At 74.3% G+C, this 15,236-nt stretch carries 16 protein-coding genes; 6 read left to right on the top strand and 10 right to left on the bottom strand.

Going from position 1 to position 15,236, the window contains the following annotated elements; genetic code table 11:
• Positions 1-3 precede the first annotated feature (3 nt).
• The 3 genes from ACFY4B_RS13045 to ACFY4B_RS13035 all read right to left on the bottom strand — a co-directional run bounded on the left by ACFY4B_RS13045 (position 4) and on the right by ACFY4B_RS13035 (position 3,154).
• Entirely contained in the window at positions 4-1,128 is a 1,125-nt protein-coding gene (locus ACFY4B_RS13045) for an STM4014 family protein (RefSeq protein ID WP_375873809.1), read from the bottom strand.
• A 16-nt stretch (positions 1,129-1,144) separates the two neighbouring features.
• Positions 1,145-2,086, bottom strand: coding sequence for an STM4015 family protein (locus tag ACFY4B_RS13040; protein WP_375873810.1), 942 nt, complete (start codon positions 2,084-2,086; stop codon positions 1,145-1,147).
• Between the two features lie 90 nt (positions 2,087-2,176).
• Positions 2,177-3,154 carry an STM4015 family protein gene (locus tag ACFY4B_RS13035; protein ID WP_375873811.1) on the bottom strand — a complete coding sequence of 326 codons (978 nt, stop codon included), beginning with the start codon at positions 3,152-3,154 and terminating at the stop codon, positions 2,177-2,179.
• A 201-nt stretch (positions 3,155-3,355) separates the two neighbouring features.
• Between ACFY4B_RS13035 and ACFY4B_RS13030 the strand changes: the two genes are divergently transcribed.
• From ACFY4B_RS13030 to ACFY4B_RS13015, 4 genes are all read left to right on the top strand, one after another.
• Positions 3,356-3,682, top strand: coding sequence for a hypothetical protein (locus ACFY4B_RS13030; RefSeq protein WP_074004833.1), 327 nt, complete (start codon positions 3,356-3,358; stop codon positions 3,680-3,682).
• Between the two features lie 128 nt (positions 3,683-3,810).
• Positions 3,811-4,926, top strand: a complete 1,116-nt coding sequence (locus ACFY4B_RS13025) for a DUF6745 domain-containing protein (RefSeq protein WP_259317017.1) — start codon at positions 3,811-3,813, stop codon at positions 4,924-4,926.
• 114 nt (positions 4,927-5,040) lie between these two features.
• Positions 5,041-5,838 carry a MerR family transcriptional regulator gene (locus ACFY4B_RS13020; protein ID WP_375873813.1) on the top strand — a complete coding sequence of 266 codons (798 nt, stop codon included), beginning with the start codon at positions 5,041-5,043 and terminating at the stop codon, positions 5,836-5,838.
• Complete coding sequence (locus ACFY4B_RS13015; RefSeq protein ID WP_375873814.1) at positions 5,835-7,052, top strand: glycosyltransferase; 1,218 nt, start codon at positions 5,835-5,837, stop codon at positions 7,050-7,052. The genes ACFY4B_RS13020 and ACFY4B_RS13015 overlap by 4 nt, the downstream gene beginning before the upstream one ends.
• Before the next feature lie 34 nt (positions 7,053-7,086).
• On the opposite strand, the gene ACFY4B_RS13010 is transcribed toward ACFY4B_RS13015, so the two are convergent.
• The 5 genes from ACFY4B_RS13010 to ACFY4B_RS12990 form a co-directional block, all read right to left on the bottom strand.
• Positions 7,087-7,725 (bottom strand): VC0807 family protein, encoded by a 639-nt coding sequence (locus ACFY4B_RS13010; protein WP_387967745.1) that lies wholly within the window; start codon positions 7,723-7,725, stop codon positions 7,087-7,089.
• Positions 7,722-8,384: a TetR/AcrR family transcriptional regulator gene (locus ACFY4B_RS13005; RefSeq protein ID WP_387967743.1), complete on the bottom strand. Its 663-nt coding sequence runs from the start codon at positions 8,382-8,384 to the stop codon at positions 7,722-7,724. The genes ACFY4B_RS13010 and ACFY4B_RS13005 overlap by 4 nt, the downstream gene beginning before the upstream one ends.
• 78 nt (positions 8,385-8,462) lie before the next feature.
• Positions 8,463-9,236, bottom strand: coding sequence for a methyltransferase domain-containing protein (locus ACFY4B_RS13000; RefSeq protein ID WP_387967740.1), 774 nt, complete (start codon positions 9,234-9,236; stop codon positions 8,463-8,465).
• Positions 9,237-10,015: 779 nt separating this feature from the next.
• Complete coding sequence (locus ACFY4B_RS12995) at positions 10,016-10,462, bottom strand: tetratricopeptide repeat protein (protein WP_375873817.1); 447 nt, start codon at positions 10,460-10,462, stop codon at positions 10,016-10,018.
• A gap of 297 nt (positions 10,463-10,759) precedes the next feature.
• Positions 10,760-11,251: a GNAT family N-acetyltransferase gene (locus ACFY4B_RS12990; RefSeq protein ID WP_074004827.1), complete on the bottom strand. Its 492-nt coding sequence runs from the start codon at positions 11,249-11,251 to the stop codon at positions 10,760-10,762.
• Positions 11,252-11,349: 98 nt separating this feature from the next.
• Here ACFY4B_RS12990 and ACFY4B_RS12985 point away from each other — a divergent pair, with 98 nt between their 5' ends.
• Positions 11,350-12,279 carry a LysR family transcriptional regulator gene (locus ACFY4B_RS12985; protein ID WP_375873818.1) on the top strand — a complete coding sequence of 310 codons (930 nt, stop codon included), beginning with the start codon at positions 11,350-11,352 and terminating at the stop codon, positions 12,277-12,279.
• Positions 12,280-12,466: 187 nt separating this feature from the next.
• The gene (locus ACFY4B_RS12980) at positions 12,467-12,856 is read left to right on the top strand and encodes a DUF4259 domain-containing protein (protein WP_375873819.1); all 390 of its coding nucleotides are present in this window, start codon (positions 12,467-12,469) and stop codon (positions 12,854-12,856) included.
• A gap of 93 nt (positions 12,857-12,949) precedes the next feature.
• Here the strand turns inward: ACFY4B_RS12980 and ACFY4B_RS12975 are convergent, their stop codons facing one another.
• Entirely contained in the window at positions 12,950-14,392 is a 1,443-nt protein-coding gene (locus tag ACFY4B_RS12975) for a SulP family inorganic anion transporter (protein ID WP_387967987.1), read from the bottom strand.
• A 161-nt stretch (positions 14,393-14,553) separates the two neighbouring features.
• Positions 14,554-15,156 (bottom strand): carbonic anhydrase, encoded by a 603-nt coding sequence (locus ACFY4B_RS12970; protein WP_049653421.1) that lies wholly within the window; start codon positions 15,154-15,156, stop codon positions 14,554-14,556.
• Positions 15,157-15,236 lie beyond the last annotated feature (80 nt).

Here is a 15,236-nt window from a genome sequence, read left to right as displayed (position 1 = left end):
GGTTCATCGAGCGGGTTCCGTGATCTGGTGGTCCGTCGCCGCGGGCGACGACGGGGAGGGGGCGGTCAGCGCGGCCAGTTGGGCGCCGTAGGTGTCGAGGCCCTCGGCGGGGCCGCCGGGCAGGCCGGTGAGGTTGGGGAGCAGGTCGCCGAAGGCGTTCACCTCGCCGACCAGGGCGCGCCGCCAGCCGGTCGTGGGCAGCACGTCGACGCCGACCATCGGTGAGCCGGGGAAGCAGGCCGCCGCGCGCTCGGCCGTCTCCAGCAGGGCCGGCCAGGCCGGCCCGGCGGCCTCCCGGGCCTGGTCGAGGCTGCCGCGGGCGCCGCCGAGGTGCAGGTTGGTCATCGGCTGGCCGCTGGTGCGCACCACGGCGTGGGTGGCGCGGCCGGAGACCACCACGACCCGCAGGTCCGCCGAGCGCCCGGACTGCGAGGCCTTCGGGATCCACTGCTCGACGTGCAGCCCGTCCGGTGCCAGGCCGTCGACGATCGCGGCGACCTCCCGCTCGCCGCGGTAGCGGCGCACCCGCAGCGAGTTGTGGAGCCGGCCGTCGGCCAGCTCCACCGAGGTGGTGGCCTGCAGCTGCCCGCGCGGTCCGAACTCCAGGGCCATCACCCCGGAGGCGGAGGAGCCGTGCGCCGGCTTGACGAAGACCCGGTGCAGGCCGGCCTCGGCGAGGCGCCCGCGCAGGTGCTCCCAGCCGGTGACCTCGCCGCCGAGCGCCCTGGGCACCGGCACCCCGGCCCCGGCGAGCAGCGCGTGGGTACGGCGCTTGTCGAACATCACGGCGACCTCCTCCGGATCGCCGAGCAGCCGTACGCCGGGCCGGGCGGCCAGCCCGCGCAGCGCGGCCATGACCCCCGCGTACCAGACGGCCGTGCCCTCGACCCTGGTCGGGGCGTAGCCGGGGCCGAGCGCCTGGCCGCGCAGCAGCCGGTCGACCTCCGGCTCCTCGCCGGGCGACTCGATGCGCAGCAGACCGCCCTCGGGCAGCCGGTACCGGCCGCGCAGCACGTCCAGCCAGGGCAGGACGGCGGGCTCGGGCAGCCCGGCGGCCCGGGCGGCGGCCGCGAACAGCGTCACCCGTCGGTGCCCCGGGTTGCCCAGGACGGTCAGTCGCACGGTCATCGCCTCCGCCGCCCGCCTACTCGGAGACCGAGACGTAGCGGTCGTCCTCGTCGTCCGGGTCGTCACCCTCGGCCTCGTCGAGGTCGACCCCGACCCCGGGCAGGGCCTCGGACAGACGCTCCTGCATCGCGTCGCTCAGGTAGTGGTGGTGCAGGTCGAGGGAGTTCAGGTGGGTGAGGGGCTGGCCCTCCAGCAGGGCGGTGGCGCCCTCGTCCGTCAGCACGCCCATGGAGAGGTCGAGCGACTCCAACCGGGCGACTATCGGGGCGTGGGCGAGGGCGGCGGCGATCTCGTCCTGGAACTCGCTGTTGGACAGCCCGAGGTGGCGCAGCTCCGGCAGCCGGGAGCCGTCCAGGAACGGCGCCAGGTCGTCCATCGTGGCGTCACCGCCGTACTCGTCCACGCCGAGCCAGAGGTCCAGACGCTCCAGTGCGGGCAGCTCGGAGGCGGCCACCGCGCGCACCACGGTGGCCGGCAGGCCGCCGGACTCGAAGCGCAGGCTGGTCAGGGCGTCATGACGGACCGGATCCAGGCCGAGGTCCGTACCGCCGCGCACGGCCAGCGACTTCAGCGCGGGGAAGGCGGCCAGCAGCGGGGTGACATCGTCCATCACCAGCCAGGAGACCTCGCACTCGTCGTAGGTCACCTCGGCGAGGAACAGCGCCTCCAGGGCGGGCAGGCGCCCGGCCTCGGCCGTGAGGGCCTCGATCACCGGGCCGACGGAGCCGTAGCCCTCGGCCCCGTTCCACCAGGGACCGATCACCAGGGCACGGACGCTCGCCGGATCGACGTCCTGGAGGAAGGACTGCCAGAGCTGGGCGAAGTCCTGCTCGGAGCGGTACGCGAGGGCGAGCCGCCAGGCGACGCTGTCGGCGGCGGGCCGCGGCCGGGTGTCGTCGGGGGCGAACTCGTGGATCGGCAGCTCGTGGAAGCGTTCGATGTGGCGGGAGATGGACATATCGGATCCTGGTCGGTCGGGGTGGGCGAGTACGCGGGCTGTCGGGCTGTCGGGCTGTCGGGCGATCAGGCGGGCGCGGGGCGTTGACGACTACTCGGCCACGGCCACGTAGCGCCACTGGTCGTCGGGCTTGCCGGGCTCGGAGAGGTCGACCTCGACACCGGCCAGGGCCTGGCGCAGGCGCTGCTGCATCTCCTCGGTGAGGTAGTGGTGGTGCAGGTCGAGGGAGTTCAGGTGGGTGAGGGGCTGGCCCTCCAGCAGGGCGGTGGCGCCCTGGTCGGTCAGCACGCCCATGGAGAGGCTGAGCGACTCCAGCCGGGCGACGACGGGCGCGTGTGCCACGGCGGCCGCGATGTCGTCCTGGAACTCGCTGTTCTGGAGGCCGAGGTGGCGCAGCTTGGGAAAGCGGGTGCCGTCCAGGAACAGCGCGACGTCGGCCATCGTCGCGTCGCCGCCGTAGTTGTCCACGCCCAGCCAGAGCTCCAGCCGCTCCAGGGCGGGGAAGTCACAGCCGGCCACCGAGCGCACGACCGAACCCGGCAGGCCGCCGGCCTCGAAGCGCAGCGCCTCGAGGGCCTCGTGCCGCAGCGGCTTCAGGGCCAGACCGCCCTTGCCGTCCCAGTCCTGCGAGGCGCCGCGGACCACCAGCTCGGCCAGCCGCGGGAAGGCCGTCAGCAGCGGCGTGATGTCGCACTGCTGGATCCAGGAGATCTCGCACTCCTCGAAGGTGATGTCGCCGACGAACAGGGCGCGCAGGGCGGGCAGCCGGCCGGCGGCGGCGACGATCGCCTCCATCGGCTCCTGGAAGCCCTCCGGCTCCTCCGGGGACCACTGGCCGATCACCAGGGCGGTGACCCGCTCGGTGTCGACGGCGCCGAGGAACTGCTCCCAGCGTTCGGCGAACGTCGCCTCGGACTCGTAGTCGAGCTTGACCCGCCAGGCGGCCGAGGCCGCGTCCGGCAGTTCGAGGGCGCCCGATCCGCCCTTCTCCTCGGCCTCCTCCAAGGCCTCCACGAAGTCGAAGACGGGAAGGCCGTGGAACCGCTCGATGTGGTCGTTGACAGTCATGCGCTGCTCCTCTGGGGTCTGGGCCGAACAACTGTCTACCAGCCGGGACTGACAATCCGGCGGCCGGGTCGCCGTCCGGGCGCGTTGTCAGACCCTTGCTCTATGTTCGGGTCCTGGCTCCGGAGAGTGACCGCGGCGGACGCGGCGGAGCCATGGGTTCCGGCGTCCGCCGGAGCCCCTCCGTACGGCGAGGGAGGACTGATGTACCGCCAGGGCGATGTGCTGATCGTGCCGGTAGAGGAGGGCGCGGTGCCGCCGAGGGTGGTGGAGCTGGCCGTGCAGCCCCGGGACGCGCGGGGCCGGATGGTGCTCGCGCTCGGCGAGGTCACCGGGCACGCGCACGCCGTGGTCGGCCCCGGCGTGCTGCGCCGGGAGACCGGGCCGTTCGGCGCGGGCTGGCTGCACCTGCCCGAGGGCGGCCGGGTGGTGCACGAGGAGCACGCGGCGATACCGCTGCCCAAGGGCTGGTACCGGGTGGTCCGCCAGCGCGAGTACGTGCCGGGTGCGGTGCGGATGGTCGCGGACTGACGACCGCTCCGCCCGCCGTACGGGGGTCGGCGGGCGGGTGCGGACACGAGGGCGGAGCGCGGCCGTGGCCGCGGCACGGAACGGGAACGGACGGCCGGGCGGGGAGCCCGGCCGGGAACGGAGCAGGGATGGAGACGGTGATCCACGACGAGGTCCACGGCGACCGGGCGCAGGCGCGGGAGCTGCCCGGGCCGGTCGAGGTGACGGCCCGCTGGCGGGCGGCCGCGGCGGCCACCGGAGCGGGCGACCGGGCGGCGGCCGAGCGCGCCGTCCGGGCCGCCTACCGGGCGGCCGGGCTGCCCGAGCCCGCGGCGATCCGGTGGTTCGGCTCGCCGCTCGCCGCGACCGGGGCGGCGCTGGAGCTGCGGGCCGCCGGGGCGGAGAGCGTGCGCGAGGCCGTGCGCACCAAGCCCTGGGAGGAGGCCAGGCGGCGGGCCGTCGAGCAGGTCGGCGCCGCCGGGTGGGCGGGCCACTGGGCGCTCACCGGGGGCGAGCTCGGCCCGGTCACCACCCCGCTCGCCGACCGGCTGCGCAACGCGGTGCTCGACCGGCTCGCCCCCGAGGCCGACCGGGAGGCCGACGCCGCCGTGGCCGAGGAGGCCCGGGCCCGTCGCACCACCGTCCGGCTCGCCCTGCTGGACGCCGTGCGCGGCCAGCACGACGCGCCGTGGTTCGCCGCCTTCGAGGCCGCCGGGGCGAGCGCCGCCGCCGCACCACTGGCCGAGCTGGCCCGGGAGGTCGGCTGGTGGTGGCCGTACCGGGACGTGGCCCTGCTCAGCGAACGGCCGACCGGCCTGCACCGCGACGAGGCCGGGCGGCTCGACCGGGCGGACGGGCCCGCCCTGGAGTACGCCGACGGCTTCGCCCTGCACGCCTGGCGCGGCATGCCCGTCCCGCCGGAGTTCCTGGCCGGCCTGGCCGAGGTGACGGCCGAGCGGATCCGCACCGAGGAGAACGCCGAGCTGCGCCGCGTCCTGCTGGAGCACTACGGCTACGAGCGCTACCTGGCCGACTCCGGCGCCGAGCCCGTCCACCGGGACGAGACCGGCGTTCTCTGGCGGATCGTCCTGCCCGACGACGAGCCGGTGGTGATGGTCGAGGTGGTCAACTCCACGCCCGAGCCGGACGGCACCCACCGCACCTACTGGCTGCGCGTCCCCCCGAGCACCCGCACCGCGCGAGCCGGGGTCGCCTGGACCTTCGGCATACCCGAGACCGCCTACCACCCGCAGCGCGAGACCTGACCGAGGACGCCGTCCGGCATCCGGAGCAGGCCCCTGAGCTGCGCGTGTTGACCCTTACCCCACGTCAGGCCGCACGGTGGGGCGCAGTGAACGCACGGATGATCGGAGGGACGCATGAGCTGGTCGGTGGGCCAGGTCTCCGGCTTCGCCGGGGTCACGATCCGGACCCTGCACTACTACGACCGGTCCGGGCTGCTCACGCCCAGTGAGCGAAGCCCGGCCGGCTACCGGCTCTACAACGGCGCGGACCTCGCCAGGCTCCAGCAGATCCTGTTCTACCGGGAACTCGGCTTCCCGCTCGACGAGATCGCCGACATCCTGGCGGACCCGCAGGCCAACGCCCTCGACCACCTGCTGGCGAGACGACACGCCCTCACCGAGCAGATCGCCCGGCTGCAGAAGCTGGTCGACGTCGCCGAGCGGGCCATCGAGGTCCAGCGCACCGGGGTCGAGCTGAGTCCGGAGGAGCGCTTCGAGGTCTTCGGGGACGTCGTCTTCGACCTCAGCTACGCGGCCGACGCCCACCTCAAGTGGGGCGAGCGGGACAGCCACCAGGAGGCCCTGGCCCGCGCCGCCACCCACTCCAAGGAGGACTGGCGGCAGCTGATGGCGGAGGCCGCGGAGTGGCGCGGCCGACTGCTGGAGGCCTTCGACCGGGCACTGCCGGTCGACCACCGGACGGTGCTGGACCTCGCCGAGCAGCACCGGCAGCACATCACCCGGTGGTTCACGCCCTGCCCGCCGGAGATGCACTGCCGGATCGCCGACGACTACGAGGCGGACGCCCGTGCCTTCGCCCTCGTCGTCCCGCCGGCCGAGCAGCGCCCGGGGTTGGCCGGCTACCTGCGTGCGGCGATCGGCGCCAACGCCGAGCGGCGCAGCGGGAGCGACCCCGAGGAGGCGGCCCGATGAGAATCCTCGTCACGGCCGCCGGATCGCACGGCGACGTCGCCCCCTACACCGGTCTCGGGGCGTACCTGCGCGGTGCGGGGCACGAGGTCGCGCTCGCGGCGCCCGAGACCTTCCGCGAGCTGGTGGCCGGCAGCGGCCTCGACTTCCGCCCGCTCCCGGTCGATCCGCGCGGGGCGGGCACCGGTCCGACGGGTGGGCGCTCCGAACTGCTCGCGCGGGCCGCGGCGTTCATCGGGAAACTGGGTGACGGGCTCGCGGACGCCGCCGCGCCCGGAGCCGATCTGCTCCTGCTGAGCACCACCACCGCGCCGCTGGGCTGGCACCTCGCGGAGGCGATGGGCGTCCCCAGCATCGGGGTCTACCTGCAACCCACGCTGCCGACACGGGAGTTCCCGCCGGTCGTCGGGGGCGGCCGCTCGCTGGGGAGCTGGGGCAACCGGGCGGCGGGCGCGCTCGGCCAACGGGTCGTCGACCGCCTGCACGCCGGGGCCGCACACCGGCTGCGGTCGCGGCTGGGCCTCCCGGCGCTCTCCCAGACCGCGCGCCGGCGGGCCGTGGAGCGGGCGCACTGGCCGGTGCTGCACGGCTTCAGCCCGACCCTCGTACCGCGCCCGGCCGACTGGCGGCAGGGGCTGCGGGTGGTCGGCAACTGGTGGCCGTACGTGGCGGAGGACTACGGCTTCCCGGCCGAGGTCGAGGACTTCCTGCGGGCAGGGCCGCCGCCGGTGTTCATCGGCTTCGGCAGCATGGCGGCGGGGCAGGGCGAGCGGCTGAGCGCCCTGGCGGTGGAGGCCCTGCGGCGGGCGGCAGTCCGGGGCGTGGTGCAGGCCGGCTGGGCCGGGATCGCCGGGGAGGGCGACGACGTGCTGACGGTCGGCGAACTGCCGCACGCCCGGCTCTTCCCGCGCATGGCGGCGGTCGTGCACCACGCGGGTGCGGGCACGGCGGCTGCGACGCTGCGCGCGGGTGTGCCGAGCGTCCCGGTCCCGGTGACGGCGGACCAGCCGTTCTGGGCCGACCGGCTCCGCCGGCTCGGTGCCGCCACCGCTCCCGTCCGGTTCGCCGACCTGACCGCCGACCGGCTGGCGCAGGCCATCCGTCAGGCCGTCGAGGAGCGGCGACTGCGGGAACGGGCGCAGGAGGCGGCCCGCGCCCTGGCGAAGGAGGACGGCGCGGGCCGGGTCGCGGAGGCGGTGGTGGCCTTGGGCGGGTAGTGGAGGAAGCGCGGACGGCCCGGCCCCGTTCCGGTCAGGCCCGCAGGCCGTGGCGCCTGGTGTACCGGAGGTGGAAGACGAGCAGCGGCGCGGCGATCACCGGCCAGCACAGGTTCATGGCCGCCGGGGCGGTGTCGATGGGAAGGAGGTACGCGAAGGCCAGTTGGGCAAGGGCGTTGAGCAGGCTGGCCGCGCCCCAGACCGCGGTGAGCACCCGGACGCCGTGACGGAACGCGGAGTCCTGCTCCCAGCGTCCCTCCCAGGCACGCAGCCCGTCCTCGCCCGCCTTGGCCTGCACGAAGGAGCGGAAGACCACCATCAGCGCCGGGCGCCCGTAGCCGACGGAGGCCAGCAGCCAGATCCCGAGGAGCCCGCCGAGCATGCCCGTCCAGGCCTCGCGGATCAGCAGGGTGCGGGCGTCCCCGGTGAGAACCGAGAGCACCAGACCGAGGGCGATCATGCTGAGGATCAGCAGGGCCAGGAAGTCGACGCGGCGGGTTCGGACCAGCCGTACCACCACGGTGACCGCGGGTACGGCGGCGGACCACAGCAGGGCCCACCACTGGTCCGCGCCTGCCGAGCGCAGCCCGTAGTAGACGGCGAGAGGAAGGACGAGATCGATCAGCAGGGGTAAGAGGAGGGCGGTTCGGCGCGGGGCGGCGTGGAGGGTCACTTCGTCTCCTCGGTCCCGGCCCCGGCCTCGGTCCCCGTCGCGAGGGCGAAGAGGGTGACCAGCTCGCGCCCGTAGGCGCGGACGTCGAAGTCGTCCCCGGCGGACAGGCGGTTGGCGGCCGCATCGATCGAGGCACGGATCGCCAGGGCCATCGCCTCGGGGTCGAACGGCCGGAAGTCACCGCTGAGCTGTCCGTCCCGCAGGTGTCGGACCAGCAGCGAGACGGGGGTGTCGAAGCCGGCGGAGCTGACCAGCGGGCTGCCGTCCTCCCGGCGGGCGTTGGCGAGGACGTCCACCAGCGCCCGTACCTCGACCGGGTGTTCCGCCAGGAACTCCAGGTTCGCCTCGATGTAGGCGGCCAGCTGCGCGGCGGGCGCGGACCTGGCATGGATGCGCGGCTGCATGAAGGCCTGCGCCGACTCCTGGACGGAGTCGACGAGGGCCTGGAAGAGGTCTTCCTTGTCCTGGAAGTGGTACGAGATCAGCCGCACGCTGGAGAGCTTCGCCCGCTTGGCGATCTGCGCGAACGAGGCCCGGGCGTAGCCGAGTTCGGCGACGGTCCCGATCGCGGCGGCGACGATCTGGGCGCGTCGGGCATCAGTGGTGACGCTCCGGCCGGAGGCGGGGGCGTCAGGAGAGGAGTCAGGATTTACTCGCATGAGTAAAAATTAACATGGATCGGCAAAAGTGGAGGCGCAAAAGGGCCCTGCCACGGCAGGCCGTTGCGTCCGCGCAGGTCAGGGCGTCCGGGCGATCAGGACGGGCTGGAAGAAGCCGGTGTCGGCGGGCTGCTCCCAGCGGATGCCGGCCAGGCCGGCCTCGGCGGCGAAGGCGCTCAGCTCGTCCTGGGTGAGCGCCCAGTACGTGGAGCGGCGGACTGCGACCCGCCACTCGTCGGCCTCGTCCGGCAGCAGCCGGAAGAGCTCGAGGTCGTACCGCTCGCCGTCCTCGTGCCACTGCCAGAGCTGGAAGAGGACCGACCGTCGGCCGCCGTGCTCGGCGGTCTGCGGCGGAGTGGAGGCGGGCCGGGTGCGGCGCAGCTCGTCGTACGGGCGGGTGGTGACCAGGAGCAGTCCGCCCGGGCGCAGGACCCGTCGCATCTCACCGAGCGCGGCGCGGACGTCCTCGGCCGTGAGCAGGTGGGGCAGCGCGTTGTCGGCGCAGACGACGACGTCGAACCGGCCGTCCGGGAAGGGGAGTTCTCGCATGTCGGCGGCGGCGGTGGGCAGCCGGAGGCCGCGCCCGGCGGCCTCGGCGGTGGCGCGGGCGGCGGCGACCGGGCTCAGGTCGGTGCCGGTGACGCGGTGGCCGAGGGCGGCCAGGCCGATCGCCTGGGTGCCGATGCCGCAGGCGCAGTCCAGCACCTCGGCGGGGCCGTCGCCGAGAGCCGCGCGGACCACGGCGTCCAGCGCGGAGCCCTGACGGGCGAGCGAGGCGTTCCAGTCGGCGTAGAGGAGGTGGTAGTCGTCGGCGAAATCGTCGTAGAAGCGGCCGAGGGCGGACTGGCTCATGGTGTCAGGACCTCCAGGGGGCGTCGGCGGGAGCGGCAACGGTCCGCCGCGGCGCCATCATGGCGCGGCCGTACCGGCGGTGAGTACCCGTTTTTCGGGGCCGTCACGGAACCGCCGAGAGGCGGGGAGCGGGGAACGGGGGCCGCTGGACGGCCGGCCGATCCACCGGCAGGACGGCGCCTACGCCGCGGTGATGCGGACCGATGCGGACGAGTGCGCCTTCGACCAGCTGGTCGTCGAGGCCCAGATCGAGGCCGTGTCCGTGGACGGTTGGGACTTCTCCTGGCTGGGAGGCCCCGGGCGGGCTACCGGTGGTGCCAGTCGGGCGGCTGGGCACGGCGGCAGGGACCCTGGACGTCCAGACCGGTGACGGTGAGGTGCCTGCGGGCACCGGGCGGCTGGACGGGCGCCCGTCCGTGCTCGTCGCCACCGAGCCCTGGTCGCCGAACCCGGACCGCGCCACGTGGTTGCTGAACCCGCTGGGCGCGGGGGCTGCCGAGCATGCGTAGCGGGAGGGCGTTCAGCGTGCTGATGAGCTGACCGCGCAGCAGGAAGCGTCGGACCGTGAGCCGGTGGGGCCAGTCGACGCCGGGCCCACCGGGCCCGGGTGCCAGGCGAGATCGGGCGGCGGCCGGCCCAGGTCCGAGGAGCTGCCGACGGCGTCGACCCGGGCGCGTAGCGGCCGCAGCGGGGCTCGGACCGGGCTCGACGTCGTGGTACCTGCCCGGCCCCGGGCGGTCAGGGATGGGGTTCCGGGTGGCTCACCCGGTGGCAGGCGGTCAGGACGTGACGGCGCCCGGGCGGTTCAGGTCGGCCCGAGTCCTCAGGAACCCGAGGTACTTGGGGTCGTCCTCCTCGAAGATCTCGGGCCCGCCTCCCATGAAGGCCCTGATCAGCTCGTCCGCGGCGCGGTCGTGGTCGCCCAGCTCGAAGGCGGTCTGGCCCAACCGTAGGTGGACGTACGGATTGCCGAGTCCGTCGGGGCACTGGACCGCGTTGTGGAAGCACTTGTAGGCCCTGTCGTGGACGCCCAGTCGGAGGTGCACGTCTCCGATCGCGACGTAGATCCAGGTCGCGGCCGCCCATGCGCGGTGGTCGCCCGGCAGCAGCCGAAGGGCTTCGAGGTAGCGCTGCTTGGCATCGGCGAACTCTCCCAGTCCGACCAGCGCATCACCCTCCTGGCACAGGGCCCTGATCTCCGTACGAATCCCGTCGGGCAACTCCACGGTCGTCCCCCCGTCCTGAGGTGCTTCGCGCGCACCGGGCGCGTCACGTTCCTCGATGCTCCCGAACCCCGGGCCGTGATCGTACCGGTGGGCTGCCGGGCCGCTGCCACGGCCGCCGCTGCTACCGACGGGCCCGTCGCTGCCGAAGGGCCCGTTGCCGCCGACGACGGCACCGCTGGGTCACGAGTCACCGCCGTCACGACCGTGGTGACCACCGTCCATGCCGACCTCCTCCGTTCACGCGTCCGTCCGCACCGCAGGTGCAGGCGCGGGCGGTACGGACGGGCGGCACGGGCCTCAGCCCAGTTCCATCAGTATGTCGGCGCGGGCGTAGTAGTCGGCCACCGGGAGCCGGTCGCGGGTGATTCTGACGAACCCGGCGTCCTCGTAGAGGTGGACGGCGGGGGCCAGCCTGCTGTTGGTGCCGAGGAACAGCCTGGTCCCGCCGAGTTCGCGGGCCCGGTCGATCGCGGCGGCCACGAGCAGGCGGCCGATGCCACGCCCCTGCGCGTCGGGGTCCACGGCCATCTTCGCCAGCTCGAACACGGCGTCGGGGTGGGCCAGGAGCGCCACGCAGCCCACGACGGTTCCGCTGTCCGGCTCGCGGGCCAGGAGCACGTCGCCGCCCGGGTCGACGATGCGGCCGAACGGATCCCCGAGCACGGCCCGGTCCGCCTCCTCCAGGGTGAACAGTCGCGCGATCCATTCCTCGTTCAGCGTGCGGAACGCCTCGGCGTCGCTCGGCGAGGCGATCGAGGAGACCACGGGCGGGGTTGAGGCGTACGGCACGGGGCGGCTTCCTTCCCTGGATGGCACCACGTCAGCCTGCGGCCGCGCCCACCCAGGTGTCCAATACGTACGCCGGCCGCCATCCATAGGCTGGAGATATGGATCAGCGAATCGAGCTCCGGCACCTGCGGTACTTCCTGGCGCTGGCCGAGGAGTTGCACTTCGGCCGTGCCGCGCGGCTGCTGCACATCGCCCAGCCGGCCCTGTCCCAGCAGATCAGGCAGTTGGAGAGGATCGTCGGTGTCGAGCTGTTCCGGCGGACCTCCCGGAGTGTCCGCCTCACGGACGCCGGGGTGACGTTCCGGCCGCGGGCGAGGGACATCCTGGGCCGGCTGGCCGCCGATCTGGACGAGGCCGGCCGGGTCGGCCGCGGTGAGGCGGGCCGCCTGGACGTCGCCTTCATCACCTCCGCCACCGCGATCGTCAGTGAACGGCTCCGCGCCTTCTCGCTCCGCCGCCCGGACGTCCAGGTCAGGCTGCACGACGGCTTCACCGTCGACGTCCTGACAGCCCTGGAACGCGGCACGGCCGACATCGGGATCGTCCGGGACGCCGAGGAGCGCGACGACATCGACCTCGCCCTCCTGGCGACGGAACGGTTCGTCGCGGTCGTCCCCGCCGACCACCCCGCCGCGCGGGGGGAGCGGGTGCAACCGGCGGCGCTGGCCGCCGACCCCCTGATCCTCTTCCCGCGCTCGGCGGGGGCCCGCGCCTTCGACGTGAACACCCAGCCGATCCGGGACACCGGCAACGAGGTCCGGGTCGCGCAGGAGTGCTCGAACTGGCACACCATCACCATGCTGGTCGCCGCCGGCCTGGGTGTCACCATCGCCCCCCACAGCGTCACCACGCTGCTCCCCGAGGGCGCCCGGAGCCTCGAACTCGACGGGCCCTCCGCCGTGAGCCGGGTCTTCCTGGCCACCCGCCGAGGAGACGACCGCCCCCTCGTGCGGGCCTTCGTCGCGGTGTCCGAATCCGTGGCGGGCCGGGGTGAACGGTCGAACGACGGGGGAGCGTGGGCCCGTTGAGCGGTCCGGCTCCTCGGCCGCCGGAAGGCCCTGTCGGTGTCTCCGGAGCCGGAGCCGGAGCCGGAGCCGTCGCCCGAGCCCGAGCCGTCGCTTGAGCCGTCGCCGCGACCGGACGGCCGCCCGGCGGTGTCAGTGCCGCCTGCTTCGATGGCGGGGACAGACGGCGGCACCCTTCAGAGGAGACCTCGTGGGCACGTGGGGCAGTGGGAACTTCGAGAGCGACACGGCGCTGGACCACCTGTCGGTCCTCATCGACCGGCTCGTCACCGAGGTCGCCGAGGCGATGGCCGGCGATCCCGTCGAGCTCGAACCGGACGAGTACTGGGGCGTCGCCGTGCCGTGCAACCTGGAGCTGCTGCACGTCATGGCGCGGGCCGGCCACGGTGTCCACCAGCTGCCGGAAACCGACGTGATCACGGGCTGGAAGACGGCGTTCATGGCCGTCTGGGAGCGGACCGTCGACGACCTGGAACCCTCCCCGGGCTACAAGGACGAACGCCGGTCGGTACTCAACCGCACGTTCGACCAGCTGGCCGAGGTCACCGCCGGGGTCGGGGCGGAGGAGCCCGGACGGTAGCGGAACGCACGGCCGGCGCCGACGGGGACACCGCGGCGGGTGGGCGGGGTCGCTCCGAAGGGGCGCCCCGCCCACCCGCCGTCCGTCCGATCGTCAGGCGCTCATGACCAGTGGCGGTTTCAGCCGTACGTCGGTGCTGCCCCGTGCGGTGTGCTGGTCGGCCCAGGTGAGCAGGGCGCTGCGGCAGGCGTGGTCGAGGTGGCGCAGTTCGCTCCAGTCGAGGTCGACCGCGCGGTCCGTCGGCAGCGACTCCAGCGTGTCCAGCAGGCGGGGCAGCCGCAGGAAGGTGGCGTTGCCGCTCAGCCGGACCTGCAGCGGTCGACCGTCACCGTCGTCGGTGAGATCGATGTGCAACCGGGAGGTCTGCCAGGCGCTCTTGGCGACGGCGAGGGCCACCCCGAGCAGCACGCCCTCGAAGAGGTTGGTGACGACGATCGCGCCGGCGGTGGCGGTCAGCACCACGACCTCGCCGCGGTGTGCCCGCCACTGGTCCGCGCCCTGCCGCAGCGGGATCAGCTTGCCGCCGGCGTGGATGAGGACGCCGCCGAGGACGGCGAGCGGGATCAGTCCCAGGACGGCGGGCAGCAGTGCGGCGAACAGCAGCAGCCAGACACCGTGCAGGACGCGGGAGGTCCTGGTCCGGGCGCCGGCCTGGACGTTGGCGGCGCTGCGGACGATCACGGCGGTCATCGGCAGCGCGCCGAGCAGCCCGCACAGGGCGTTGCCGACGCCCTGGGAGGTGAGCTCCCGGTCGTAGTCGGTGCGGCGTCCGTCGTGCATCTGGTCGACCGCGGCGGCGCTGAACAGGCTCTCGGCGGAGGCGATGACGGCGAACGCGAGCACGGTGCCGAGGCCCGCCGCGCTCGCGACGGCCCCGAAGCCGTCCGCGGTCGGGACGGCGACGGCGCCGAGCAGGCCGTCCACGTCCACCCTGGGGACGTCCAGGTCGAACAGCGCGGTCGCACCGGCGGCGAGGGCGACCGCCGCCAGTGGGGCGGGCACCGCGCGGACGGGGCCGGGCAGCTTCTTCCAGCAGATCAGCAGGGCCACCGTGGCGGCGGTCATGAGGACGGCGGTCATCGCGGCCCGGCCGGTCAGCCAGTCGCCGAGCAGCGCGGGGAGCCCGGCCACCTTGGCGGGGCCGGTGCCCGGCGCGGACCGGCCCGAGACGGCGTACAGCTGGCCGAGGATCAGGATGAGGCCGATCCCGGCGAGCATGCCGTGGACGACCGACAGGGAGATCGCGCGGAACCAGCGGCCCATCCGCAGCAGGCCCATCGTGACCTGGAGGACCCCGGCGGCGAGGACGAGGGGCCCCAGGGAGGCGAGCCCGAACTGCTGGACGGCGTCGTAGACGAGAACGGTCAGTCCGGCGGCCGGCCCGCTGACCTGGAGGCTGCTGCCGGGGAGCAGGCCGACGACCAGGCCGCCGACGATGCCGGTGATCAGGCCGCGTTCGGCCGGCACGCCGGAGGCGACGGCGACGCCCACGCAGAGCGGGACGGCCACCAGGAAGACGACCAGCGAGGCGGGCAGGTCCTGGCGCCAGTGCGCGAAGGGGCCGCGCGGCGCGGACGCGGCGGAACGGTCGGAGCCGTCGGGAACCCGGTTGCGGCCACGGGACCCGGAGCCGTCGGGAACCCGGTTGCGGCCACGGAGCCCGGAGCGGTCGGGGATGCGGTTGCGGTAGGGCGTGTTCACAGCGGCAGGAACCCCCGGTCCGAGCCGGCCAGGACGGTGCCGGTGTGCACCTCGTAGTACCAGCCGTGCAGGCGCAGGGTGCCCTCCGCCAGGCGGCGGGTCACGCCCGGGTAGGTGTGCAGCCGGTCGAGCTGGGCGAGCACGTTGCGCTGCACCGGCCCCGCGACGTCCGCCTCCTGGTCGTGGGCCGGAACGGGGGCGAGGTGGCGGGTGGGCGGAGCGGCGTGCTCGAGCCAGGTCCGCACGGCGGGGACGGGGGCCAGGTCCTCGGCCCGGACGAGGGCACCGATGGCCCCGCAGTGGGAGTGCCCGCAGACGATGATGTCGGGGACCCTGAGGATGTCGACGGCGTACTCGATGGTGGCCGCCTCACCGCTGGGGGCGGTGGTGTCGTAGGCGGGGACGATGTTCCCGGCTGTGCGCAGCTCGAACAGCTGCCCGGGGCGGGATCCGGTGATCAGGGCCGGAACCACGCGGGAGTCGGAGCAGGTGATGAACAGGGCTTCGGGGGCCTGCCCGGCCGAGAGCCGGCCGAGGTCGTGGCCGCTGGTGGCGAGCCGGTGCGGGAAGACGCGGGCGTGCGTCACGAGGGACTGCATGAGAGGTCTCCTTCTGCCCGCCCGGGTGGTGCCGGGCGGGGAGCTGCTGTCGTGGGGCAGCGGCGGGCTGACGCGGGTGC

The sequence above is a fragment of the Kitasatospora sp. NPDC001261 genome (genome assembly GCF_042896795.1).
Classification (GTDB): Bacteria; Actinomycetota; Actinomycetes; order Streptomycetales; family Streptomycetaceae; genus Kitasatospora.
The sequence above is the reverse complement of the archived record's forward strand: the minus strand, read 5'-3'. Positions and strand labels throughout refer to the sequence as shown.